Source organism: Acinetobacter sp. S-1, from assembly GCF_059579785.1.
The window spans coordinates 2,574,552-2,598,551 of the sequence record NZ_CM184207.1 but is presented as its reverse complement, the minus strand read 5'-3'; the positions used below and the strand labels follow the sequence as shown (position 1 = coordinate 2,598,551).

Sequence of the window (24,000 nt, the reverse complement as noted above, 5' to 3'; positions counted from 1 at the left end):
ATCTGACTTTATGTTCGGATTATTAATTAGACCGTATGACTACGCGTAAACCACGTCAAACTCGAGCTAAAGTCACTGTCGACACGATTATTGAAGCAGGTTTTATTGCCGTGGCACTTCATGGGCCGAGTGGAACCACGACACGTCATATTGCAGAAATTGCAGGAGTGAGTGTCGGGTCTTTATACGAATATTTTAAAAATAAAGAAGAAATTTATGATGCGATGAATCACTTTTTTGTTCGGGAAATTCTGGACATGATTACAGAGCTTACACCGACAATTTTACAGTTGGAGTTAGAGCCTGTTATTGAAATGATTTTTTATACTTTTAGTGATTTATTAAAGAAAAATAATGACCGTTATTTGACTGTTTTACGTTATGCAGGAGAATTGCAATACGACAAATACATTCCCAAAATTGAACAGGCTTTAATGGAAGTCATCATGAAATATATGATGCATAATCCAAAATACCTAAAAATCAATAATTTGCCTGTAATTACCTATATCTGTATCAATAGTGGAATTTTTAATGTCGCACGGCATCTTATTTTGCCAAACCCTTATATTAGTTTTGATGAAATGGTGCAGGGGCTAACCACTATGATCATGAGTTATATCAATACAGAGATGGCACGTTCAGAAGAGCACTGAGCAGAGTTAGAATTTTTATAAGTCCAAGTAACGATAAAAAGCCCTCACATAAAGTTTATGTGAGGGCTTAATTGATCTTATGGCATGGTTGGAACTTCTTCAGGACGCATATCGAAAATCAAAATTTCGGCGTTATCACCATTAGTAAACGATAAGCTTCCACCTTTACGAATACGTGCAGCATCGCCGGTGTTAAAGGTTTTACCATTTACATCAACACGACCTTTAGCAACGTGTAGGTACACATATCGACCATCAGGAATCACAAAGTCAGCAGTTTCTTCACCATCAAAAAGACCTGAGTAAATATTAATGTCTTGTTTGATCGATAAAGTTTTCTCGCCACCTTTTGGTGAGATGATCAAATGCAATTTACCACGTTTGTCTGCTTCATCAATATGAACTTGTTGATAGCCTGGCTCTGTATTCACTTCATTTGGAACAACCCAAATTTGCAAGAAATGAACGCCTTCTTGAGCTGAGTGGTTAAATTCACTATGAGCAACACCACGACCTGCACTCATCAGCTGAATGTCACCCGGCACAATCACAGAGCCTGTACCCATCGAGTCTTTATGCTCTAATGCACCTTCAAGTACATAGGAAATAATTTCCATATTACGGTGAGGGTGAGTACCAAAGCCTTTAGATGGAGCAACGTTATCATCGTTAATTACAAGCAGATCCGAAAAACCAACTTGTTTAGGATCCCAATAGTTAGCAAATGAAAAGCTATGTTTTGATTGTAACCAACCATGATGTGCTGCACCACGCTCGTGAGATAAACGCATATCAAACATGATGTATTCTCCTGATTTAATTTTCTATCTGAGCGTAGTTTATCGTAGCGTTTATTGGAATGAAGCTAAGAAAATAGAAAGCTTGGTGCGATTTATAGAACGATGAAACTTGGACGTAATTTTGCTAGTCAACCAATAGAGTTAAAGGAGAAAAATATTTTTAAATAAGATGAAGATTTCTTTGAGATGAATTTTTACTTTTAAAGCTAAACATACAACATAGAAATTAGTCGCTAAAGAAACAATTTTAAAGAAAAGTACATTAACGAAAATAGCTCCTTTTTATCTAATTTAAAGCTTAGCAAATAAAAAGAAATTTCAAGCCATATACACATTTGTCTATGCTCTATCTTTAAAATAACTTAAGAGTTAAAACCGATAAAAAGATAATATTAAAAATAACTAAAATAAGCTCTTATTAAATAAAGTTACTTTTCAATGGAAAAGTTTAGTATTTATTAGATTTTTTAATGATATTTTTAAAATAACTTTTATTTTCAATAATTTGAATAAGAGTGTGTTATTGTAAATAAATGTGAAAATATTCACAAAGCTATAATTTTTTGTTAAGATCATTAACATTAAAAACATAGAGATAATAATAATGATCAATAAAGTATTAATAGTGTTGTGTGTGGGTATCGTCTTTGTATTAGGGTATTGGGCTTATTTAGATACTCAAAATAAAAGACATCAAGAACTAATGCAGATCATACAAGAAGCTGAAAAAAACCTGCAAAGTATCGAACGAAATCCGAATCATGCTCATCACAGCAATTTAGCTTCTTTTCATATGCAACAATATATAGGCGAGAAAAAAATTATTTTCTAGCAATAACGAGCTATAAATTTCTAACTTTTTACATTGTCATTGGTCATATCTTTTCATAAATTTTGATCATGTTTCTGTTGAATCTGTTAAACTTATTGAACGTATAGTAAAAAAGCTGCATAGGGGTTATGCAGCTTTTTTGTGTTTCAAGAGGGGCTGTGGTTGTTTGCTATGTATAAAGCTAGAAATCAAATGAGTGGCATATTTGTTGCTTCTTAAATTTGAGATTCTTGTTTATAGGACTGAACAGAAAAACAATATTGTTCAGAGACCTACATAGACGTAAATATTCCACAGTTCAGATTTTGTATAGAGGCTACTTATGGCGGCGCCCAATTCTTCGGCAGGCTGGTTAGAGCGTTTATTTAAGCTAAGCGACAATAAAACCACTTTCCGAACTGAAGTTCTTGCTGGTGTAACTACATTCCTAACGATGTGTTACATCATTATTGTCAATCCACTCATTTTATCTGAAACCGGCATGGATCATGGTGCCGTATTCGTTGCGACCTGTTTGGCAGCAGCAATCGGATGTTTAGTAATGGGGATCATTGCTAATTATCCAATCGCACTGGCCCCTGGTATGGGTTTAAACGCTTACTTTACCTACTCGGTTTGTATGGGGATGGGCGTGCCATGGCAAACAGCTTTAGCCGCTGTTTTTGTTTCAGGCCTTGTCTTTCTTGCAATTAGCTTCTTTAAAATTCGTGAAGCGATTGTTAATGCGATTCCAATGTCACTTAAGTTTGCAATCGGTGGTGGTATTGGTTTGTTCCTAGCACTGATTGCACTAAAAAATGCTGGAATCATTGTTGATAACCAAGCGACCTTAGTCGGTTTGGGCGATATTAAACAGCCTACAGTATTATTAGCACTATTCGGATTTTTAATGATTGTGGTTTTACACCAATTAAAAGTTCGTGGTGCAATCATTATTAGTATTTTAGTGGTTACGGCCATCGCTACTGCTTTAGGTTTAAATGAGTTTAAAGGTGTAGTGGGTCAAATTCCTTCAATTGCACCAACATTCATGCAAATGGACTTTGAAGGTCTATTTACAGCAAGTATGGTCGGCGTCATTTTCGTATTCTTTATTGTCGACTTGTTTGACAGTACAGGTACTTTGGTTGGTGTTTCACACCGTGCTGGTCTTTTACAAGACGGTAAATTACCTCGTTTGAAGAAAGCATTATTTGCAGACTCTACTGCAATCGTTGCAGGTGCAGCATTAGGTACATCTTCAACTACACCATATATCGAATCAGCTTCAGGTGTAGCAGCAGGCGGACGTACTGGTTTAACTGCTGTTGTAGTTGCAGTCTTATTTATCTGCTGTTTATTTTTAGCACCTCTTGCTCAATCTGTACCAGGTTTTGCAACGGCGCCAGCTTTATTGTTCATTGGTGTGTTGATGATACAAGGGATCACTCACATTGATTGGGATGATATTACTGAAGCTGTTCCAGCATTTTTAACCATTGTATTTATGCCATTTACCTATTCTATTGCTGATGGTATTGCAATGGGCTTTATTAGCTATGCATTAGTTAAATTATTCACGGGTAAGGCAAAAACTGTACCGTACATGGTATGGATTATTGCTGCGCTTTGGGTATTTAAATTTATCGCGTTTGGCGGTTAATATGATTTTTTATAATTTTCTTCTTGAGCTATCTTAGACATAGTTTTCAATAAGAAGAAAATTATAAAAGGGTGTGATTTTGACCACACCCTTTTTTCTTTAGACGTGGAGTTAATATGAATCAAGTCGAGCTGATTCGCGCCTTACCAAAAGCCGAATTGCATGTGCATATTGAAGGGACTTTCGAACCTGAATTAATGTTTGCAATTGCCCAGCGCAATCAGATTCAGATTCCTTACAAATCTGTTGAAGAAGTAAAGCAAGCTTATAACTTTCATAATCTTCAATCATTCTTAGATATTTACTATGCTGGCGCGAATGTTCTTGTACATGAACAAGACTTCTATGATTTAGCATGGGCTTATTTTGAGAAATGTGCCGAAGATCATGTCGTTCACACAGAAATGTTCTTTGATCCGCAAACCCATACAGACCGTGGTGTTGCGTTCTCAACTGTGATTAATGGTTTAAAGCGTGCTTGTGTAGATGCCAAAGCTAAGTTTGGTATCAGCTCTCAACTGATTATGTGTTTCTTACGTCATTTAAGTGAAGAAGCTGCATTTGAAACGCTTGAACAAGCGCTGCCGTTTAAGCAAGATATTATTGCTGTAGGCCTTGATTCAAGTGAAGTAGGGCATCCGCCAGCTAAATTTGAACGTGTGTTTGCTAAGGCGCGTGAAGAAGGTTTCTTAATCGTTGCTCATGCTGGTGAAGAAGGTCCTCCTGAATATGTATGGGAAGCTTTAGATCTACTTAAAGTGAATCGTATTGATCATGGTGTGCGTTCTGAAGAAGACGAACAATTAATGGCACGTTTAATTAATGAAAAAATGCCATTAACAGTTTGTCCTTTAAGTAACTTAAAGCTATGTGTTGTTAAGGATATGAAAGATCATAATATCCGCCGTCTTTTACAAAAAGGCGTACATGTGACGGTTAACTCAGATGATCCTTCATATTTTGGTGGATATATGAATGATAATTTCTTTGCCATCCAGCAAGCATTAGACTTAAACAATGATGAATTGAAACAACTCGCAATTAATTCTTTTGAAGCTTCTTTCATTTCAGATGAAGAGAAACAAAAGTGGATTGCAGAAATCCAAAAAATCTAAATAAAAAAACCGCCTATCTCGGGCGGTTTTTTTATATATCAGGTTTATTTAGGCTGTTTGGTCATACTATTTAAAATATTGTCTTTATCAATAAAGTGATGTTTCAAAGCTGCAAGTACATGCCCTACAATAAGAAAACCTGCAAACCAAGAAATATAAATATGTAATGGTTTAACAACAGCTAAAAGCTCTGGGTTATCTTGCACTAAACGTGGAATTTCAAACAAATATAAAACAGGGGCAGGGTGACCAGCACTCCAACTAAACAAGCAACCCGTAACAGGTAAAGCAACCAAAATCACATAAAGGAATAGATGACCAACGTGTGCCAGAGTTTTCATCATCGGTGACATGGTGTCAGGTAGTTTTGGAGCTGGATGTGTATAGCGCCATAAAATCCGGATAATGACTAAAAAGATAATTGTGGTTGCAATGTTCTTGTGCAACGTAATCACATCACCTTTAAAGCTGCCATCAACGTCATAGCTTAAAAAATTTCCACTATAAAAGCCAATAACCCATGCGACGATGAAAATAATTGCCATCACCCAATGCAGAATTTGTGCTGTACGGGTGTAATACTGAGAGGAAGCAGTAGGCATAAAAGACCCTTTTTTTGTCGTTTTGATTTGTGATTTTAGGGGAAAGCACAGATTTTGAGAAATGTTTTATATGTGACAGAGCGTGCTAAAAACAGAACGTTTTACTCCAAAAAGCATTTGATGAGCTGAATTTCACTCGGCAAAATAGTTTGCATAAATGCATCAAATTATTTGTTTCTTCTAAAGTTGAGTTTAGGCACAATACGCGCTGCCAACGTTCAATCAAAGGAAAAAATGATGAAAAAATTGATGCTCGCTCTAGCGCCAGTTGTTTTAGCTTTAACAGCATGTGCAACAACTACAGGCACTGGTACAGGTGCTGCTTCTGCACAAACCACAACTCAACAATTAGGCGTTGCTGCGTTAAAGGTTGCTGTAAATGCGAAATGTATTACAGAGATTAATAATGTTGCAGCTTGGAAAACAGCAACAAAATATATGACTGCTGAGCAACGTGATAGCATCCAAACGAATGTGTGTGGTTGTGTGAGCGAAAAAGCTCCAAACAGTGTGACAGCAGTAGAATTAGCTGCAGCTGCACTTGATGTAAATACACGTGCTACAATCGTAAACCAAGTGGTTTCTAAAACTGTAAACGCTTGTGTGGCAGAAGCTTTACAAAAGTAATTAATAAATTATGTGTTAAAGAAGGCTGATTACTATTGATCAGCCTCTTTTATTTAAAGGTAGTGAGTTGATATGTTTATTGCTGGTGTAGATGAGGCGGGACGGGGGCCTTTAGTAGGTTCGGTTGTGGCAGCAGCCGTTATTTTAGATCCGAATAATCCAATTTTAGGATTAAATGATTCTAAAAAATTAACTGAAAAGAAACGTGAAAAGTTGTTTATTGAAATACAAGAAAAAGCCTTAGCTTGGTCAATTGCTGAAGCAACTCATGCTGAAATTGATGAGCTAAATATTTTACAGGCGACTTTTTTGGCTATGCAACGCGCTGTTGATGGCTTGAAAACTCAACCTCAAAAAGTGATCGTTGATGGTAATCAAATTCCGAAAGGAATTATTATTCCTTGTGAAGCCATTATTGGTGGAGATGCAAGCCATGCTGAAATTAGTGCAGCAAGTATCTTGGCAAAAGTGACACGAGATCGACAAATGGCAGAATTAGATCAGCAATATCCGTTATTTGGTTTTGCCAAACATAAAGGATATCCAACCAAAGCACATTTTGAAGCGATTGCCGTGCATGGCGTGATTGATCAGCATCGTCGTAGTTACGCACCTGTTAAACGTGCTTTAGGTCTATAAATACAACCACTTAAAAAATTTAAAGCGACTATAAAGTCGCTTTAATTAGGGAGAGAACAACTTCATACTAACGATTGAAGTTTTTCTGTACATAATTATCATCTTCATAAGAAACTTGATAATCTTGATCAAGATGTTGAAGGTGTTCATGCATTGCACGTTCATGTTGAATACGTTGATAAATTTCTTCGCGATGAACAGAAACCTCTTTTGGTGCATTCACACCAATACGAACCTGGTTTCCTTTGACGCCAAGCACAGTAACACTGACTTGATCCCCAATCATTAATGTTTCCCCGACACGGCGGGTCAGAATCAGCATGTTTATCTCCTTGCTAAACGCTTAAAACTGCAATATTGGTACCCAAATAAAAAGCTCAACCTCAGTTTTCAGTCAGATTCTAACAGAAATATGAGAACAAAGTCATATTTTGATAATCTCTGCCAAAAAACTTTCCGTTTAATATAACAGAGCCGCTATAAAAAAAACTATAGCGGCTCTGTGTTTTCTTTGATTATTGTCGGACAAGTAAACATTTTTTAATGAATTCTTGACCGGTTGGTAAAATTAAGCGCGGGCGCTGCTTTCACCATGTTCACGATCCAAACCAAAAGCGGTATGTAAGCAGCGAACAGCAAGTTCAAGGTATTTCTCGTCGATAATCACAGAAACTTTAATTTCAGAAGTTGAAATCATAAGAATATTGATACCTTCATCAGCAAGGGCAGTGAACATTTTGCTCGCTACACCTGCGTGTGAACGCATACCTACACCAACGATAGATACTTTAACGATGTCATCACGTGTTGAAACTTCACGTGCGCCAATATTTTTAGCAGTTTCGTTTAAGATTTTTTCAGCTTTCGCTAAATCAACACGGTTTACAGTGAAAGTGAAATCTGTTGTGCCATCTTCTTCAACATTTTGCACTATCATATCGACTTCGATATTGGCATCACTTACTGGTGATAAGATTTTAGAAGCAATGCCTGGTTCATCAGGTACACCTAAAATCGTTAATTTTGCTTCGTCACGGTTAAAAGCAATACCTGCAATAATTGGCTGTTCCATAGTATCTTCTGCCTCAGTAGTAATGAGTGTACCAACATTTTCTTTAAATTCGTCGTCAAAAACGCCGTCGTCGTCATTATCAAAGCTTGATAATACACGTAAAGGAACTTGATATTTCCCGGCAAACTCTACTGAGCGAATTTGTAAAACTTTAGAACCTAATGATGCCATTTCTAGCATTTCTTCAAAAGAAATACGGTCGATTTTTTTGGCTTTAGGAGCAACGCGAGGGTCAGTAGTGTAAACACCATCTACATCAGTGTAAATCTGGCATTCGTCAGCTTTTAAAGCAGCAGCAAGAGCAACACCTGAAGTATCTGAACCACCTCGACCTAGTGTTGTGGTATTTCCATTAGCATCAAAGCCTTGGAAACCGGCAACCACAATAACACGGCCTGCATCTAGGTCATTGGTCATGACATCTGTATCAATAGACTCGATACGCGCCTTGGTAAATGCACTGTCAGTTTTAATACCGACTTGACGTCCGGTATAGGATTTAGCTTCCACACCAATCGAATTAAGTGCCATAGCTAACATGGAAATCGTCACCTGTTCACCGGTTGAAACCATTTGGTCTAACTCACGTGGGTCAGGTGTTTCGGTAATGGCTTTAGCGAGAGCAAGTAAGCGGTTTGTTTCACCACTCATTGCAGATACGACCACAACAACCTTGTGACCGTGATCATGCCAACGCTTCACACGACGAGCAACATTTAAAATGCGCTCGGGGGTACCCATAGAAGTACCGCCATATTTTTGAACGATTAATGCCATAGTTGTTCCATATAAGCCATGACCCTGAGAGGCTTTTCAGGGTCAGTTACACAAAAAGTGAAGTCTTATTTTTGTTCAAGCCATGCAGGCAATGCTGCGATAACTTGTCCAAACTTCTCGTTAAGTGGCGCGCCACCTTGTGCTAAGTCAGGTTTACCACCACCTTTACCACCTAACTCGGTTGCTAGATGTTTGATGATGTCACCTGCTTTTAGAGTTGCAGTGTATTGTGATGCAACTGAAGCAAGTAGGCTGACTTTGTCACCCTCTACACCAGCTAACACAATAACTGCATTCTCTAATTTCGATTTAACACTGTCGTGTAAGTTGCGAAGTGATTTTGCATCTACACCTTGAACAGTGGTAATAAGCGTTTGACGACCAGCAATGGTTTGTACCTGATCAATCAATTCTGACGCTTGGAAGTTTGCCAATTTCTGATTGAGCTGTTCAATCTGCTTTTGTAATGCAGAAACCAATTCAACATTGGCTTGTACACGCTCAACAGTTTGGTCTTTCTGTGCTTTTAATAAGCCATTAATGTGCTGGATATCAGCATCAGTTTTTTGTACTACATCTAGCGCTTTAGTACCTGTAACAGCTTCAATACGACGTACACCAGCAGCTACACCACCTTCAGAAGTGATTTTGAATAAACCAATATCACCTGTACGTTTAACGTGGATACCACCACAAAGTTCAATTGAGAAGTTTTTCTCATCAATAATTGAACCCATAGAAAGTACACGTACTTCATCACCATATTTTTCACCGAACAACATCATGGCACCTTTAGCTTTTGCAGCCTCGATATCAAGAAGTTCGGTTGTTACAGCACTATTTGCAATAATTTCTGCATTCACTAAGCGCTCAACTTGTTGTAACTGTTCAAAAGTTACAGGTTGGTCATTAGCAAAGTCGAAACGTAAGATATCGCTTGCAACTAAAGAACCTTTTTGTTGTACATGTGAACCTAAGATTTGACGAAGGGCAGCATGTAATAGGTGAGTTGCAGAGTGATTACGTGCAGTTGCTTCACGAATGTCTGCTTTAACAATCGCTTCAACATTTTGATCTGCTTTAAGGCTACCAACGGTCACAATACCTTGATGAACAAAGGCACCACCTGACTTTTTAGTATCTTGAACTTCAAAAATACCAGTTTCGTTTTTGAAGATACCAGTATCACCAATCTGACCACCACTTTCAGCATAGAAAGGAGTTTGGTTTAAAACGATAAGCGCTTCATCACCTTCAGAAACTTCGTCAACTTGTACCCCATCTTTATAGATCGCTACAATTTGACCTTGACCAGTAGTGTTGATGTAACCATCAAACTGAGTTTCGCCTTCAACTTTTACAATGTTGTTGTAATCAACGGCAAACTTACCAGCATCACGAGCACGTTGACGCTGTGCTGCCATTTCCACTTCAAAACCAGCTTCATCAATAATAAAGTCACGTTCACGTGCAATATCCGCAGTTAAGTCTGTCGGGAAGCCGTAAGTGTCGTAAAGTTTAAATACAGTGGCACCAGGAATCGTCTTATCTTTTAATTGAGCAAGCTCACCTTCAAGTAGTTTTAAGCCTTGCTCAAGTGTTTTAGCAAACTGTTCTTCTTCACGAATTAAAGTTGCTTCAATCACATCTTTACGAGCTGCAAGCTCTGGATATGCATCACCCATAACTTCAATTAAAGGTTGCAACATTTTGTAGAAGAACGTACCAGTTGCACCAAGTTTATTACCGTGACGAACAGCACGGCGGATAATACGGCGAAGTACATAACCACGACCTTCATTACTTGGATTTACACCATCAGCAATGAGGAAACAGCATGAACGCGCATGGTCTGCAACAACACGTAAAGAAGGCTGACCTTGGTCTTCGATACCAATAATATTTGCAGCAGCTTTTAATAAGTGTTGGAACAAGTCAATGTCGTAGTTCGAATTAACATGTTGCAATACAGCAGAGATACGCTCTAAGCCCATACCTGTATCAACAGACGGAGCAGGAAGAGGGTGAAGCACGCCATCAGCAGTACGGTTAAACTGCATGAAAACGTTGTTCCAGATTTCAATGAAACGGTCACCGTCTTCTTCAGGTGAGCCTGGTAAACCACCCCAAATGTGATCACCATGGTCAAAGAAAATCTCAGAACATGGACCGCATGGGCCAGTATCACCCATTGCCCAGAAGTTATCAGATGCGTATTTTTCGCCTTTATTATCACCAATACGGATAATACGTTCTGGTGCTAAACCGATTTCTTTGTTCCAGATGTCGTAAGCTTCGTCATCGGTGTGGTAAACCGTGGCATAAAGTTTATCTTTTGGTAAAGCAAGCCATTGTTCGCTGGTTAAAAATTCCCATGCGAATTTAAGCGCATCACGTTTGAAATAATCACCGAATGAGAAATTACCTAACATTTCAAAGAATGTATGGTGACGTGCAGTGTAGCCAACGTTGTCTAAGTCATTGTGTTTACCGCCAGCGCGTACACATTTTTGAGATGTAGTTGCACGCACATAGTCACGTTTCTCAAGACCTAAAAAGCAGTCTTTAAACTGGTTCATCCCAGCATTTGTAAATAATAAAGTTGGGTCGTTGGCAGGAACAAGAGAACTCGACGCGACACGTGTATGCCCTTGCGTTTCAAAGTAGCGCAAAAATGCTTCACGAATTTCAGCAGATGTCATTAAACGAGTACTCACAACCAAGTCACTCCATATTTTCGAATTTGGCTAAATGTATCAATGCCTGTTTGTTTTATGCCAAACCTTGCATGTGATACGGGGCTTATTTTTTAAAAACGCTAAATTGTAGCGGAAAAACCCCACCGAACCAACGATTTTAAAAGGAATATCTTACAAAACTGTGATTTGGCTAAAAATCTATATTCAATTGGCCTTGACGTGCTTTACTATATGCCTTCTTTAGTTTGTAGTTTTGTTGATAAGGATAGGTCATGCAACGTATCGCCATTAATGGGTTTGGTCGGATTGGACGTAATGTTTTACGCGCCTGGTTCGAAAGCCCAAAACAATTTCATTTTGAAATCGTGGCGATTAACGATATAGCAGATGTCCAGACATTAGTGCATTTATTTAAATATGATTCTACGCACGGCCGCTTCAATGGAAATGTAGATATATTCATTGAAAATGAAAAAGTTTTTTTGAATATTCAGTCAAATCAACGAACGCTAAAAGTTGAGGTTTTAAAGCAGAAACAACCTGAACTTTTACCATGGTCTAGTTTAGATATTGATGTGGTACTTGAATGTACAGGACTGTTCCGTTCTCATGCGGATGCGACACGTCATCTACAAGCAGGGGCGAAGCGGGTCATTATTGGGGCGGCACCTTTTGATCATGTTGACGCAGCCATTGTTTATGGTGTGAACCACAATGAAGTCAAAGTGACTGATCAAATCATTTCGAGTGTGTCGTGTACTACTCAAGCTTTGGTTCCATTAGTCAAAATCATTGATGATGCTTTTGGTATTGAAACCGCACTTATGACAGAAATTCATGCAGTGACAGCAGATCAATCTGTTCTTGACCACGCACATCGTGATTTACGTCGTGCTAGAGCTTCAGGGCAAAATATTATCCCGACCACGTCAAGTGCACTCGGCGCATTAAAACGTGTTATGCCTAAAATGGAAGACCGTATTGATGGTTATTCAATTCGTGTACCGACTATTAATGTGGCGGCAATTGACTTAACTTTTATCGCTCAATCTCCAATTACTGTGCATCGCATTAATGAAATACTAATTAAAGCTTCTCAAACAGATTATGCGGAAATTATGGCGGTAACAGATGAGCCATTAGTTTCGAGTGATTTCAATCATTCACCTTATTCACTCATTGTTGATTTAACTCAAACTATGGTTGTAGGGCATCAAGCTAAAGTATTCGCTTGGTACGATAATGAATGGGGCTATGCAAATCGTTTATTGGATCTGTGTAATTCTTTCTAAATTTAAAATACCTTAAGAAAGCTATTCAAAGATTAAATCTGATTAACTGGCAACAAGGAGATAGCTCAGATATTGGCCCATTCTTTGGTCGAAGAACTTTTGTCTATGATATGAGTGAATGAGAATAAGATATTGAATATTATTGTTAATTCATAAAATCTTCTTTTTGACTTTAGAGTTTATTAAGAAAGATTTATGCAAATTGTCAGGTGCATGGCACAAAGTATCATGCTACACTAAGAGAAATCGGGTGTGTTCCCGATTTTTTTATGTGGGGTCGTTCCACGTTGATCAGATTTTAGGCTTGAAATATGACCATTTCAGAGACATGGTTGCTGCCTGACGGGGTAGCAGATGTATTGCCGGAACAGGCGCAAGTCATTGAAAAACTTCGCCGTGAAGCTTTAGATTTCCTCGCGGTACGAGGTTATCAATTGGTATATACACCATTTATCGAATACATCGAATCGTTGTCTTCATTATCAGAATCAAATCAAGACTTAGATTTAGTAACTTTTAAGGTCATTGATCAGCTCTCAGGCCGTTTACTCGGTGTTCGTGCTGATATGACACCGCAAGTTGCACGTATCGATGCACATGTAAGACCAGTTGAAGGTGTTGCACGTTACTGTTATTCAGGGACTGTATTACATACTAAACCACAAAATTTTAATGCCACACGTGCACCTCTACAATTAGGTGCAGAGTTATACGGGCATGACAGTATCGAAGCTGATGTCGAAATGGTCGATGTTATGCTGGGGTTGATCGAGAATATCTACACTTTACAAGGCGCACATCTAGATTTGGGCCATGTAGGGTTGTTCCGCAGTTTAGTAAAATGTGCTGGACTGTCAAAAAATGAAGAGCATGAGCTTTCAGATCTTTATCAAAGAAAAGCGTTACCAGAGTTAGCTGAATTTACTCAAAACCTCAATATGGGTTCTGATTTCTATGCACTTGGCCGTTATTCTAGTGATCTAGAAGCATTACAGGCGAATTTAAGTGCAAACATCTTACAAGATGCTGAATTTAAGTCAGCATTAGATGCACTTAAAACTACACTTGCGCAAATTAAAGGCCGTTGGCCAAATCTCAATATCGGTATTGATGTTGTAGAGCTACGTAGTTATCACTATCACACTGGCTTAATGTATGCGGTTTATGCACCGAATCGAGCTGCGCCTTTAGCACAGGGTGGCCGTTATGATGGTATTGGTGAGCACTTTGGCCGCGCACGCCCTGCTACTGGTTTTAGTTGTGATTTATATGCCTTAGGTGCAAATCAGTTCGCGGAAATCGAAACTGTTGTTGCTCCAAAAGGCTCAGAACAGGATTTACTCTCAGCAATTTCGAATGCACGTGCTCAAGGTTTACGTGTGGTTCAATTGTTAGGTAATGATGATTTAAGTTCTATTCCATATGCGACCCATCAACTCGTGTCGCAAAATGGACAGTGGAATATTGAAAAGATTTAATCGCCAACGGTAAATTTTTACTGGTGGTTTCCAATTTTAACAGCATGATGTAATGAGGCTATTATGGGCAAAAATGTTGTGGTACTTGGTACCCAATGGGGCGACGAAGGTAAAGGTAAAATCGTCGACCTGCTCACAGATCAGGCGGCTGCGGTAGTACGTTATCAAGGCGGACATAACGCAGGTCATACTCTTGTCGTAGGTGGTAAAAAGACTGTATTGCACCTCATTCCATCAGGCATTTTACGTGAAAACGTATTGTGCTTAATTGGTAATGGTGTAGTACTTTCACCAGCCGCGTTAATTGAAGAAATGGGAATTTTGGAAGCGGAAGGTGTTCCTGTTAAAGAACGTCTACGTATTTCTCCAAACTGTCCACTCATTTTGCCTAACCACATTGCACTTGATCAGGCACGTGAGAAGAAACGTGGTAATGCTAAAATCGGTACTACAGGTCGTGGTATTGGTCCTGCATACGAAGATAAAGTAGCTCGCCGTGCAGTGCGTGTTGCTGACCTTGTTCGTGGTGGTGCAGCATTAGAAGAAAAACTTCAAGAAATGCTTGAGTTACATAACTTCCAATTAACTCAGTTCTACGGTGTAGAAGCTGTTAAATTTGAAGATGTATTGGCTCTTTGCAACCAATGGCGTGAAGTGCTTGCTCCATTAGTGATTGACGTGACTAAAGTGTTGCATGACTATCGCAAAGAAGGTAAGGCTGTAATGTTTGAAGGAGCTCAAGGCTCACTTCTAGACATTGACCATGGCACTTATCCGTATGTTACAAGTTCAAATACAACTGCTGGTGGCGTAAGCTCTGGTTCAGGTATGGGACCTTTACATCTTGATTATGTATTAGGTATTACTAAAGCTTATACAACACGTGTAGGTGCTGGTCCATTCCCAACTGAATTAGTTTACGATGCAGCTGCTGATTCTGGTGACCCAATTGGTAAACACCTAGGTACAGTTGGTCATGAATTTGGTGCTTCTACTGGCCGTCAACGTCGTTGTGGTTGGTTTGATGCTGAAATTCTTCGCCGTTCTGTAGATGTAAACTCACTTTCAGGTATTTGCTTAACTAAACTTGACGTTTTAGATGGTTTGGAAGAAGTAAAAATCTGTGTAGGTTATGAAAATACAGATTCAGGTTGTGTCGGTTCTTCAGATGCGGTTTCTTTTGAATGCTTGAAGCCAATCTATGAAACTATGCCTGGTTGGAGCGAGTCGACTGTTGGTTTAACTAGTATCGATCAATTACCAGCAAATGCTTTGGCTTATGTTAAGCGTATTGAACAATTAATCGAATGTCCGATTGATATCGTTTCAACTGGTCCAGATCGTGCAGAAACAATTGTTTTACGTCATCCATTCTCTGCTTAATTAGCAAAGATTAAAAAGGCCTCCTGAAAGGGGGCTTTTTTTATACCCGACTAAAGTGCAGTTTTCGTTTTATTAGATTCAGATTAAAACGTTATATATAGATAAGGAAGGATGGGCTCAGGATGAAGCTGCAACCAACTATTTCAAAAACAATTTTTTATTCTTTTTTATTTGCTATTGGTGGTTCACCCACGCTGGCGATGTTGGTTATTTATGGACAGGAGTATCATGAAGATTTCTTTATGACTGCTTTTATGAGCTTGTCGGTTTTGTTCGCATGTGTGTTAATTCCTGTTGTACTCATACAAAATAGTTATTTACTCTGGAAACGGGAAAGTCCTAATCTTGAAGAGAAAGTTAAAACCTTAAGTCATGTTTATCTGGGTTTAAATGTAATCTGTTTAATTTTCTGGATTTATTTGATGACTTTATCTACTTGATCGTTACATAAATACTATGATCATGAAGAAATGAGACATTCAAAGCATGAGTGGTATTTCTTATAATAAGTGCAAAAGAATAAACAGCTTTTTATCGATTTAGGTGATCCGTGTTATGAATAAAAAACTCTTTTTAAGCTTGTGTGCAGCAAGTGTGATGACCATTTCTGGCTGTGCAACAGTGGCGGACATGGCTGGTGCAGATACTGCAACCTTAAATGCTCAATCTGCTCAAGGTTTTAATAAGATGGTGCAGGAAGCACGTGGTAAGGGTGCTCTCGATACAAGCTCTAGTACATATAACCGTATTAATGCTGTATTCAACCGTTTAAAACCATATGCTAACCAGATGAATCAGACTGGTCAACCATTTAGCTGGCAGTTAGCGGTGTTGAAATCAGATACGATTAATGCTTACGTTGCACCTGGTGGCAAGGTCGTGTTCTATACAGGTATTGTGAATAAGTTGAACCTGACAGATGCTGAAATTGCAGCTGTTATGGGACATGAAATGACACATGCTTTAGAGGAGCATGCAAAAAGTAAAATCGGTGCACAAGCTTTAACTGATTTAGCTCTAGGCATCGGTTTAAGCTATGCGGGTAATAACGTAGGCCAGCTTGGTACTGCTGCCGCTCAGTTAGGTACACAAGTGGGTGTGGGCTTACCATATTCTCGTAGCTTGGAAAGTCGTGCTGACCAAGGTGGTTTAATGTTGATGGCGCGCGCAGGCTATAATCCAAATGCAGCGATTACACTTTGGGAAAAAATGAATAAGCTTGAAGGTGGCGGTGGTTCATCATTCTTGTCTACTCACCCATCTAACTCACAACGTATTGGTGATATGCGTAAAAACTTACCTGCGGCAATGGCAGTTTATAATAGCCGTAAATAAGATATAAATTTTATATAGATAAAGAAAACGGATGCTTAAGCATCCGTTTTTTATTTAAGGAGCAGGGTTGGGCTGTTGGGTATGGATGGCCTCAATACCTTTTAGAACTTCACTTGGTAGTTCAATCTCAAATGCCTGAATATTTTCTTTGAGTTGATCTAAATTAGTGGCACCAATAATTGTGCTTGTCACAAAAAATTGTTGCTTAATAAAAGCTAAGGCCATCTGAGTTAAGCTTAGTCCATGCTTTTCTGCTAGCTGTGCATATTGTTCAGTTGCCCACTCACTTTGAGGGTTACTGTAGCGGCTAAAGCGAGGGAATAGTGTCACACGAGCATTAGCGGGACGTGCACCATTTCTAAACTTGCCAGTTAGGTAACCAAAAGCCAGAGGAGAGTAGGCGAGCAAGCCGACATCCTCATATTTAGCAATCTCTGACATACCTATTTCATAAGTACGGTTAAGAAGACTATAAGGGTTTTGAACACTTACAAATTTACTGACACCTAGCTTTTCGGCCAAATGTAAAAATTTCATGGTGCCCCACGGGGTTTCATTTGATAAACCAATATAGCGAATGCGCCCGCGATTAATCTCTTCTTGTAGAGCAAGTAAGGTTTCTTCTAGAGGTGTTGTGTCGTAATCATTTTCAGCTTGCTGATTGCCATAAGCGAGCGTACCAAAAAAGTTGGTATGACGTTCAGGCCAATGCAGTTGATAAAGGTCGATATAGTCCGTTTGGAGGCGTTTAAGTGATCCATCTAGAGCTTTGGCAATATGGTCACTGTTAAAGCGTGTATTGCCTTCTCGGATGTGTGTTCCTCCAAAGCCAGGACCTGCAATTTTAGATGCAAGAAAGACTTTGTCACGTTGTCCATGCTGGGCAAACCAATTGCCAATAATCGTTTCAGTTGCTCCATAAGTTTCAGGTTTTGGTGGAACGGAATACATCTCTGCCGTATCCCAAAAATATAAGCCATGCGCCAAGGCGTAATTGAGTTGTTCAAAAGCTTCTTGTTGGGAGTTTTGCTCACCAAATGTCATGGTGCCTAAACAAATTTCTGGAAGTTTAAGGCCTGTGCGACTAAGAGGGTTAAATTGCATACAGCGGAATCCTTGGAAATTTTGAGTTAGCCTAACGGAGAATATGTATTCAACTTAAATCATAAAATTAGAATAGTTTGTAAGTTTTGTGTATTAACTCATTGTTGCATATAAAAAAAGCAAACCGAAGTTTGCTTTTTATTAAAAATTTAATGAATATTATTCTTCATCGTCGTAGTCATCATCAGAAACAGTGTTTTCTTCTAATGATGCATCAAAAATAAGAATGGCTTTACCATCAGTTTGGATCATACCTTGATCTTCTAAGGTTTTGAGTACACGGCCAACCATCTCACGTGAACATCCAACAATACGGCCAATTTCTTGACGAGTAATACGAATTTGACGACCATTCGGCAAAATCATTGCTTCTGGTTGAGAAGATAGATCGATTAAGCAACGTGCAATACGACCAGACACATCAATGAACGCAAGATCTGTCATTTTACGGGTCGTATTTTTTAGACGGCGAACTAATTGTGCAAAAACAGCATAGCTTAAGTCTGGGTATTGTTTGCTAAGTTCGTGGAAGTTGTCATAAGAGATCTCTGCAATTTCACAGACATCACGAGTTCGAACTTCGGCTGTACGTTGAGGGTTCGGTTCGAAAAGCCCCATTTCCCCAAAGAAATCGCCCGGATTTAAATACGCAACAACAATTTCACGTTCGTCATCTTCACGCAAAATAATTGAAACTGAGCCTTTTAAAATTAAATATAAAGATTTTGACTCTGTTCCGGCATCAACAATTGTGGTTCGTTTTGGATATCTGTTGATGTGAGCACGTTTTAACAATGCTTTAACGGATTCAGGTAGTTGCCCCGGAGATAAAGCATCTGTGCTGAGTTGTGAAAAATTTGAAGTCATGCTTAATATGTTCCGAATAGGGTAAACAATTCACACAAGCTCGAGATGAGCTATTACACAGAAGAGATGAAATTCCTTATCAACTCATTTTATGTTAGTGTACAAAACAAGGGCCTGTTGACATTTCACAGATGGTTGCAACATAAGACAATTCTTTTAGACGTACCAAATAAGAACTATGAAATTTAGCGATTCTAAATAAATAGATCTTAACAATGGAACGTACAAAATAACTTGGTCTTGCGCTATGCCTGCGCTGCTTTAATTGCAACTCAGATTATGGCTGAAATTTCACAAATTTTATTACAAAACTGGACAAAGGATTGCCATTGTCTGGGTTTTGCGTCTTATTTGGATTAATTTTTAGCTATAACGCAATCCATAGATGAAATGTCAACAGACCCTGCTTAAATTTATAATTTTTTTTGGGTAGTTGCAATGCAAACAAGTGTACATTGGCTAGAGAATGTTGCTTTTGAAGCGAAATCGGATAGTGGGCATAGTGTCATCATGGACGGCTCACCTGAGTATGGTGGTGAAAACCGTGGTCCACGTCCTATGGAATTGATATTAATGGGACTTGGTGGGTGTGCTTCGTTTGATATTGTGACTATTTTAAAGAAATCTCGCCAAGATGTGACGAATGTTGTATGTAATTTAAAAGCTGAGCGCGCTGACGCAATTCCGGCTGTGTTTACTAAAATCCACTTACATTTTGTGGTAACTGGTAAAGCTGTGAAAGAAAAGCAGGTTGCAAAAGCAGTTGAATTGTCTGCCGAGAAATATTGTTCAGCGAGTAAAATGCTTTCCGATGGTGGTGTAGAAATTACACATGACTTCGAAATTATTGAAGCGGAATAAGGCATTTTTTGATACCTAGAAATTAAAAAAAAAAGCTGACATGAGAGTTGGCTTTTTTTATTGTCAAAAATAACTAAAAAATAATAGAGAGAAGAAAGGTGAATATTCGTTCTGCTAAATCAGAAGATACTCAAGCTATATGTGATCTACTTAAACAGATGGGATACCCACAGCCTCTTGCTCTTATTCAAGAAAAATTTGAGACACTCCATAATAACTCTAATTCACAAATTTTGATTGCTGAAGAGAGGGGTAAAATTTATGGTTTTTTATCTCTCTACTTTATTCCGCAAATTGCCTTACAAGGTGACTTTGCCAAAATATGCTATCTGTGTGTTGATGAGAATATGCGTAGCAAAGGTGTAGGGCATTTACTCGTAAAGGAGGCTGAGCAACAAGCCAGACGCCGAGGGTGTGATCGAATGGAACTTCATTCTGGAATGCAAAGACCTTTGGCACATCAATTTTACCTAAGAGAAGGCTATATCGAAGCGCCAAAGTATTTTCGTAAAGCTTTAAATTAACGAGCTGTATTTAGAAAAAGCTGAGGATCTACCCGAGCATTATTAAGGCTCATGCCCCAATGCAGATGAGGGCCTGTCACGCGTCCTGTTTTGCCTACTAAACCTAGTGTTTCTCCTTGGCGGATATGTTGGCCTTTCTCTACTTTAATTGCGCTTAAATGGCAGAACATGCTGACTAAGCCTTGGCCATGATCAATCAACACGGTTTGTCCATTAAAAAAATAAGATCCAGTTTGGATAACAACACCATCTGCCGGAGCAACAACTTTTTGTCCTACTGGCGCAGGAATATCTAAACCTGAGTGAGGCGCGCGTTCCTCGCCATTGAAAAAGCGCTTTCTTCCAAAAGAGTTGCTAAATTTCCCTGAAGTCGGGCGTATAAATGTGGGTAGGGTTTGCCATGAGCTCTGTGTAAATGAGGTATACACATCATTTTGTTCTTTTGCTTCTTGAGCGTAGCGGTCTAATTGACTTTGGTTAGGGTTCACATAATCTTGGTTCGTGACTTTAATCCGTTGTTCTGCGTAAGGATAAGACTTAACTTCTATTTGAATCGGGGCTTTATTTGTGTCGAGTTGAATACTGCCGATTGGAGTAGATAATGGAATGCCAAGCACGGCATAACGCTGCTGACCTTCTTGGCTAATTAAAACAGGCTTTTGTTGAAAAGTGACCTGAGTAATATCAGTAGTTAGAGGAACAACTGCAATTCCACCAGGTCGTCTGGAGTCTTGTGGAAGCTGAGCGATTGCTAGTGCCGAAGTAAAAAGACAAGTTGTTGTTAATATAATGTGTTTAAAGTGCATTTTCATTTCAAAATGAGTAGGAAACTAGCAAGATAAACTAAAGCTTAATCACTAAATTCTCAATGAGGACTTTGTGAAAAGCGTAGTAAGAATAAGCATGAATCTAAATATTCAATCATTTTAATAAAATGTAGCTGAACTGTACTTGAAATATATACAAAACAATCCCATATTATAATGGAGTTTTACTCATTGTTATTTTGTAACATTATGAAAAATATATAAAAATTTATTTGAAATTCGAAGAAGTGTTCCCATCTATTAGACAAGTACAAATTTGTTGTGAGGAATAACAAGAATGCGTTTTGAGAAATTTACAAACCGCTTGCAGCAAGCCCTCTCAGATGCTCAATCTTTAGCGATGGGTAAAGACCATACCGCTATCGCAGGTATTCATATTTTGTCTACCTTGTTAGTAGAGCCATCAAATATTAGTTTGTTGCAACAAGCAGGTGCACGGTTACCTGAACTTAAACAAAAACTTGAACAGGCTATAAAAGATGCGCCGACAATTGCCAACCCAACGGGTGATGTCAACTTAAACCCAGAAGCCGTTAAAGCGCTTAATTTGGCAGACAGATATGCGCAAAAGGCAGGTGATGAATTTTTATCAACTGACTGGGTTTTATTAGGTTTGGCAGAGACAGGCGAAACTAAAAATATTTTAAGTGCGGTAGGTGTAACTCCCGACAGCTTACGCAAAGTAATTGAACATATTCGAGGTAATGACAAAGTCATGAGTAATAATCACGAAGACCAACGTGACTCACTTAATAAATATACGATTGATTTAACAGAGCGTGCTTTATCTGGAAAACTTGATCCGGTGATTGGGCGTGATGATGAGATTCGCCGTACCATTCAAGTCTTGTCGCGTCGTACAAAAAACAACCCTGTTCTTATTGGTGAGCCGGGTGTAGGTAAAACCGCTATTGTTGAAGGTTTGGCTCAGCGTATTGTGAATGGTGAAGTGCCAGAGGGATTAAAAAATAAACGTGTTTTATCCCTTGATTTAGGTTCATTACTGGCTGGTGCTAAATATCGTGGTGAGTTTGAAGAACGTTTAAAAGCTGTCTTAAAAGACTTAGCAAAACACGAAGGCGAAATCATCCTGTTTATTGATGAGTTACATACACTCGTAGGTGCAGGTAAAGGTGATGGCGCGATGGATGCAGGGAATATGTTAAAACCTGCATTGGCTCGTGGTGAATTGCGCTGTGTGGGTGCGACGACCTTAGATGAATATCGTCAATATATTGAAAAAGATGCAGCTTTAGAGCGTCGTTTCCAGAAAGTACTGGTTGATGAACCAAGTGTTGAAGATACGATTGCAATTTTACGTGGACTTAAAGAAAAATATGCCACTCACCATGGTGTACAAATTTTAGACTCTGCGATTATTGCTGCGGCGAAAATGTCTCATCGTTACATCACCGATCGTCAATTACCAGACAAGGCAATTGATTTGATTGATGAGGCAGCTTCTCGTATTAAAATGGAGATTGACTCTAAACCTGAAGCACTTGATAAGCTAGATCGCCGTTTAATCCAGTTGAAAATGCAATTGGAAGCTGTGAAAAAAGATGAAGATGTCGGCAGTAAAGCTGAAGTCACTCATCTTGAAAAACAGATTGCTGAAGTCGAGAAAGAATATAACGATCTTGAAGAAATCTGGAAGTCTGAAAAAACTTTGGTAGAAGGTACTAAACAGGCTCAGGTGGAACTTGATAAAGCGCGTATTGCTTTTGAGAAAGCTCAGCGTGAAGGTGATTTGGCTGAGGCAGCACGTTTACAGTATGGCGTAATTCCAGAGTTGCAAAAACAACTGGAGCAAGATGAAGTTGCAGAGGAGAACGAAGAGCCAAAACTCATTCGTACTAAAGTAACTGAAAATGAAATTGCTGAAGTTGTTAGTGCTGCAACAGGTATTCCGGTTGCTAAAATGATGCAAGGCGAACGTGAAAAACTTCTTAATATGGAGGAGTTTTTACATGACCGCGTAGTTGGGCAAGATGAAGCAGTTGTTGCGGTATCGAATGCTGTTCGCCGTTCACGTGCCGGTTTGTCTGACCCGAATCGTCCTAGTGGATCATTCTTGTTCTTGGGTCCAACAGGTGTTGGTAAAACTGAGTTGACTAAAGCTTTAGCTAACTTCTTGTTTGACAGTGATGATGCCATGATTCGTATCGACATGAGTGAATTCATGGAGAAACATTCTGTTAGCCGTTTGGTTGGAGCACCTCCAGGATATGTTGGTTATGAAGAAGGCGGTGTTTTAACTGAAGCTGTTCGCCGTAAGCCATATAGTGTTGTGTTGTTTGATGAAGTCGAAAAAGCGCATCCTGATGTATTCAATATCTTGCTACAAGTGTTGGATGACGGACGCTTAACCGACTCACAAGGTCGAGTAGTAGACTTTAAAAATACGGTAATTGTGATGACTTCGAACTTAGGTTCACAAGATGTACGTGAGCTAGGTGAGGGTGCAACAGACGATGAAGTGCGTACCATTGTAATGAATGCGGTAAGTCAGCATTTCCGTCCGGAATTTATTAACCGGATTGATGAGCTTGTGATTTTCCATTCACTCAAAAAAGCACAAATTCGTGGTATTGCCGATATTCAGTTGGATCGATTACGTTCGCGTCTTGTTGATCGTGACATGAGTCTAACTGTAGATGATACCGCTTTTGATTTATTGATTGATGCTGGTTTCGATCCTGTCTATGGCGCGCGTCCATTAAAACGTGCTATTCAACAACAGATTGAAAACACATTAGCACAAAAAATCTTGTCGGGTGATTTTGTCGCAGGTGATACTATTCTAGTTAAAGGCGAAAATGGGCATTTAGTCTTCGATAAAATGAAACTCAGCTAAGCTTTGTCTGC

The 24,000-nt window shown here is 39.0% G+C and carries 23 protein-coding genes; 15 read left to right on the top strand and 8 right to left on the bottom strand.

Annotation, left to right across the window (positions count from 1 at the left end; all coding sequences use genetic code 11):
- Nucleotides 1–35: 35 nt before the first annotated feature.
- Nucleotides 36–656 (top strand): TetR/AcrR family transcriptional regulator, encoded by a 621-nt coding sequence (locus AC52J8_RS12400; protein WP_002163161.1) that lies wholly within the window; start codon nucleotides 36–38, stop codon nucleotides 654–656.
- Between the two features lie 77 nt (nucleotides 657–733).
- Here the strand turns inward: AC52J8_RS12400 and AC52J8_RS12395 are convergent, their stop codons facing one another.
- Entirely contained in the window at nucleotides 734–1,456 is a 723-nt protein-coding gene (locus AC52J8_RS12395) for a pirin family protein (protein ID WP_086400107.1), read from the bottom strand.
- 604 nt (nucleotides 1,457–2,060) lie between these two features.
- Between AC52J8_RS12395 and AC52J8_RS12390 the strand changes: the two genes are divergently transcribed.
- The 3 genes from AC52J8_RS12390 to AC52J8_RS12380 all read left to right on the top strand — a co-directional run bounded on the left by AC52J8_RS12390 (nucleotide 2,061) and on the right by AC52J8_RS12380 (nucleotide 5,045).
- A complete protein-coding gene (locus AC52J8_RS12390) occupies nucleotides 2,061–2,288 on the top strand; it encodes a hypothetical protein (protein ID WP_002163179.1) in 228 nt (75 codons plus the stop codon).
- 322 nt (nucleotides 2,289–2,610) lie between these two features.
- Complete coding sequence (locus AC52J8_RS12385; protein WP_005070381.1) at nucleotides 2,611–3,930, top strand: NCS2 family permease; 1,320 nt, start codon at nucleotides 2,611–2,613, stop codon at nucleotides 3,928–3,930.
- Between the two features lie 116 nt (nucleotides 3,931–4,046).
- On the top strand, nucleotides 4,047–5,045 hold the full coding sequence (locus AC52J8_RS12380) for an adenosine deaminase (protein ID WP_069122646.1): 999 nt from the start codon (nucleotides 4,047–4,049) through the stop codon (nucleotides 5,043–5,045).
- A 44-nt stretch (nucleotides 5,046–5,089) separates the two neighbouring features.
- On the opposite strand, the gene AC52J8_RS12375 is transcribed toward AC52J8_RS12380, so the two are convergent.
- Nucleotides 5,090–5,647: a cytochrome b gene (locus AC52J8_RS12375; protein ID WP_065719128.1), complete on the bottom strand. Its 558-nt coding sequence runs from the start codon at nucleotides 5,645–5,647 to the stop codon at nucleotides 5,090–5,092.
- Nucleotides 5,648–5,884: 237 nt separating this feature from the next.
- On the opposite strand from AC52J8_RS12375, the gene AC52J8_RS12370 reads away from it, so the two are divergent.
- Both AC52J8_RS12370 and rnhB read left to right on the top strand, forming a co-directional pair.
- Entirely contained in the window at nucleotides 5,885–6,274 is a 390-nt protein-coding gene (locus AC52J8_RS12370) for a hypothetical protein (protein WP_005076998.1), read from the top strand.
- A gap of 72 nt (nucleotides 6,275–6,346) precedes the next feature.
- A complete protein-coding gene (gene rnhB, locus AC52J8_RS12365) occupies nucleotides 6,347–6,913 on the top strand; it encodes a ribonuclease HII (RefSeq protein ID WP_032056751.1) in 567 nt (188 codons plus the stop codon).
- Between the two features lie 67 nt (nucleotides 6,914–6,980).
- Here the strand turns inward: rnhB and csrA are convergent, their stop codons facing one another.
- From csrA to alaS, 3 genes are all read right to left on the bottom strand, one after another.
- Nucleotides 6,981–7,235, bottom strand: coding sequence for a carbon storage regulator CsrA (csrA, locus tag AC52J8_RS12360; protein ID WP_005135492.1), 255 nt, complete (start codon nucleotides 7,233–7,235; stop codon nucleotides 6,981–6,983).
- 246 nt (nucleotides 7,236–7,481) lie between these two features.
- Nucleotides 7,482–8,762, bottom strand: a complete 1,281-nt coding sequence (locus tag AC52J8_RS12355) for an aspartate kinase (protein ID WP_002115333.1) — start codon at nucleotides 8,760–8,762, stop codon at nucleotides 7,482–7,484.
- A gap of 65 nt (nucleotides 8,763–8,827) precedes the next feature.
- Nucleotides 8,828–11,464, bottom strand: a complete 2,637-nt coding sequence (alaS, locus tag AC52J8_RS12350) for an alanine--tRNA ligase (RefSeq protein ID WP_039757442.1) — start codon at nucleotides 11,462–11,464, stop codon at nucleotides 8,828–8,830.
- 269 nt (nucleotides 11,465–11,733) lie between these two features.
- Between alaS and AC52J8_RS12345 the strand changes: the two genes are divergently transcribed.
- The 5 genes from AC52J8_RS12345 (at nucleotide 11,734) to AC52J8_RS12325 (ending at nucleotide 16,949) form a co-directional block, all read left to right on the top strand.
- The gene (locus tag AC52J8_RS12345) at nucleotides 11,734–12,753 is read left to right on the top strand and encodes a type I glyceraldehyde-3-phosphate dehydrogenase (protein WP_086400106.1); all 1,020 of its coding nucleotides are present in this window, start codon (nucleotides 11,734–11,736) and stop codon (nucleotides 12,751–12,753) included.
- Between the two features lie 311 nt (nucleotides 12,754–13,064).
- Nucleotides 13,065–14,231, top strand: a complete 1,167-nt coding sequence (locus AC52J8_RS12340) for an ATP phosphoribosyltransferase regulatory subunit (RefSeq protein ID WP_014206187.1) — start codon at nucleotides 13,065–13,067, stop codon at nucleotides 14,229–14,231.
- Between the two features lie 63 nt (nucleotides 14,232–14,294).
- A complete protein-coding gene (locus AC52J8_RS12335) occupies nucleotides 14,295–15,614 on the top strand; it encodes an adenylosuccinate synthase (protein WP_002121613.1) in 1,320 nt (439 codons plus the stop codon).
- 122 nt (nucleotides 15,615–15,736) lie between these two features.
- Nucleotides 15,737–16,054: a hypothetical protein gene (locus AC52J8_RS12330; protein ID WP_002121533.1), complete on the top strand. Its 318-nt coding sequence runs from the start codon at nucleotides 15,737–15,739 to the stop codon at nucleotides 16,052–16,054.
- Nucleotides 16,055–16,169: 115 nt separating this feature from the next.
- On the top strand, nucleotides 16,170–16,949 hold the full coding sequence (locus AC52J8_RS12325; protein WP_002121572.1) for a M48 family metallopeptidase: 780 nt from the start codon (nucleotides 16,170–16,172) through the stop codon (nucleotides 16,947–16,949).
- 54 nt (nucleotides 16,950–17,003) lie between these two features.
- Here AC52J8_RS12325 and AC52J8_RS12320 read toward each other — a convergent pair whose 3' ends face one another.
- On the bottom strand, nucleotides 17,004–18,053 hold the full coding sequence (locus AC52J8_RS12320; protein WP_063098424.1) for an NADP(H)-dependent aldo-keto reductase: 1,050 nt from the start codon (nucleotides 18,051–18,053) through the stop codon (nucleotides 17,004–17,006).
- 159 nt (nucleotides 18,054–18,212) lie between these two features.
- Nucleotides 18,213–18,920, bottom strand: coding sequence for a cAMP-activated global transcriptional regulator CRP (gene crp / locus AC52J8_RS12315; protein WP_005070320.1), 708 nt, complete (start codon nucleotides 18,918–18,920; stop codon nucleotides 18,213–18,215).
- Between the two features lie 240 nt (nucleotides 18,921–19,160).
- Between crp and AC52J8_RS12310 the strand changes: the two genes are divergently transcribed.
- The 3 genes from AC52J8_RS12310 to AC52J8_RS12300 all read left to right on the top strand — a co-directional run bounded on the left by AC52J8_RS12310 (nucleotide 19,161) and on the right by AC52J8_RS12300 (nucleotide 20,305).
- A complete protein-coding gene (locus tag AC52J8_RS12310; RefSeq protein WP_078224862.1) occupies nucleotides 19,161–19,280 on the top strand; it encodes a hypothetical protein in 120 nt (39 codons plus the stop codon).
- Nucleotides 19,281–19,358: 78 nt separating this feature from the next.
- On the top strand, nucleotides 19,359–19,781 hold the full coding sequence (locus tag AC52J8_RS12305) for an OsmC family protein (protein ID WP_002121528.1): 423 nt from the start codon (nucleotides 19,359–19,361) through the stop codon (nucleotides 19,779–19,781).
- Between the two features lie 98 nt (nucleotides 19,782–19,879).
- Nucleotides 19,880–20,305, top strand: a complete 426-nt coding sequence (locus AC52J8_RS12300) for a GNAT family N-acetyltransferase (RefSeq protein ID WP_086400105.1) — start codon at nucleotides 19,880–19,882, stop codon at nucleotides 20,303–20,305.
- On the opposite strand, the gene AC52J8_RS12295 is transcribed toward AC52J8_RS12300, so the two are convergent.
- Nucleotides 20,302–21,111 carry a M23 family metallopeptidase gene (locus AC52J8_RS12295; RefSeq protein ID WP_032037804.1) on the bottom strand — a complete coding sequence of 270 codons (810 nt, stop codon included), beginning with the start codon at nucleotides 21,109–21,111 and terminating at the stop codon, nucleotides 20,302–20,304. The two genes, AC52J8_RS12300 and AC52J8_RS12295, sit on opposite strands and share 4 nt — an antisense overlap.
- Before the next feature lie 298 nt (nucleotides 21,112–21,409).
- On the opposite strand from AC52J8_RS12295, the gene clpB reads away from it, so the two are divergent.
- Nucleotides 21,410–23,989 (top strand): ATP-dependent chaperone ClpB, encoded by a 2,580-nt coding sequence (clpB, locus tag AC52J8_RS12290; protein WP_086400104.1) that lies wholly within the window; start codon nucleotides 21,410–21,412, stop codon nucleotides 23,987–23,989.
- Nucleotides 23,990–24,000: the final 11 nt, after the last annotated feature.

Coding starts and splice junctions, on each gene's coding strand:
- AC52J8_RS12400 (WP_002163161.1), top strand. CDS start 36: ATGACTACGCGTAAACCACGTCAAACTCGAGCTAAAGTCACTGTCGAC.
- AC52J8_RS12395 (WP_086400107.1), bottom strand. CDS start 1,456: ATGTTTGATATGCGTTTATCTCACGAGCGTGGTGCAGCACATCATGGT.
- AC52J8_RS12390 (WP_002163179.1), top strand. CDS start 2,061: ATGATCAATAAAGTATTAATAGTGTTGTGTGTGGGTATCGTCTTTGTA.
- AC52J8_RS12385 (WP_005070381.1), top strand. CDS start 2,611: ATGGCGGCGCCCAATTCTTCGGCAGGCTGGTTAGAGCGTTTATTTAAG.
- AC52J8_RS12380 (WP_069122646.1), top strand. CDS start 4,047: ATGAATCAAGTCGAGCTGATTCGCGCCTTACCAAAAGCCGAATTGCAT.
- AC52J8_RS12375 (WP_065719128.1), bottom strand. CDS start 5,647: ATGCCTACTGCTTCCTCTCAGTATTACACCCGTACAGCACAAATTCTG.
- AC52J8_RS12370 (WP_005076998.1), top strand. CDS start 5,885: ATGAAAAAATTGATGCTCGCTCTAGCGCCAGTTGTTTTAGCTTTAACA.
- rnhB (WP_032056751.1), top strand. CDS start 6,347: ATGTTTATTGCTGGTGTAGATGAGGCGGGACGGGGGCCTTTAGTAGGT.
- csrA (WP_005135492.1), bottom strand. CDS start 7,235: ATGCTGATTCTGACCCGCCGTGTCGGGGAAACATTAATGATTGGGGAT.
- AC52J8_RS12355 (WP_002115333.1), bottom strand. CDS start 8,762: ATGGCATTAATCGTTCAAAAATATGGCGGTACTTCTATGGGTACCCCC.
- alaS (WP_039757442.1), bottom strand. CDS start 11,464: ATGACATCTGCTGAAATTCGTGAAGCATTTTTGCGCTACTTTGAAACG.
- AC52J8_RS12345 (WP_086400106.1), top strand. CDS start 11,734: ATGCAACGTATCGCCATTAATGGGTTTGGTCGGATTGGACGTAATGTT.
- AC52J8_RS12340 (WP_014206187.1), top strand. CDS start 13,065: ATGACCATTTCAGAGACATGGTTGCTGCCTGACGGGGTAGCAGATGTA.
- AC52J8_RS12335 (WP_002121613.1), top strand. CDS start 14,295: ATGGGCAAAAATGTTGTGGTACTTGGTACCCAATGGGGCGACGAAGGT.
- AC52J8_RS12330 (WP_002121533.1), top strand. CDS start 15,737: ATGAAGCTGCAACCAACTATTTCAAAAACAATTTTTTATTCTTTTTTA.
- AC52J8_RS12325 (WP_002121572.1), top strand. CDS start 16,170: ATGAATAAAAAACTCTTTTTAAGCTTGTGTGCAGCAAGTGTGATGACC.
- AC52J8_RS12320 (WP_063098424.1), bottom strand. CDS start 18,053: ATGCAATTTAACCCTCTTAGTCGCACAGGCCTTAAACTTCCAGAAATT.
- crp (WP_005070320.1), bottom strand. CDS start 18,920: ATGACTTCAAATTTTTCACAACTCAGCACAGATGCTTTATCTCCGGGG.
- AC52J8_RS12305 (WP_002121528.1), top strand. CDS start 19,359: ATGCAAACAAGTGTACATTGGCTAGAGAATGTTGCTTTTGAAGCGAAA.
- AC52J8_RS12295 (WP_032037804.1), bottom strand. CDS start 21,111: ATGCACTTTAAACACATTATATTAACAACAACTTGTCTTTTTACTTCG.
- clpB (WP_086400104.1), top strand. CDS start 21,410: ATGCGTTTTGAGAAATTTACAAACCGCTTGCAGCAAGCCCTCTCAGAT.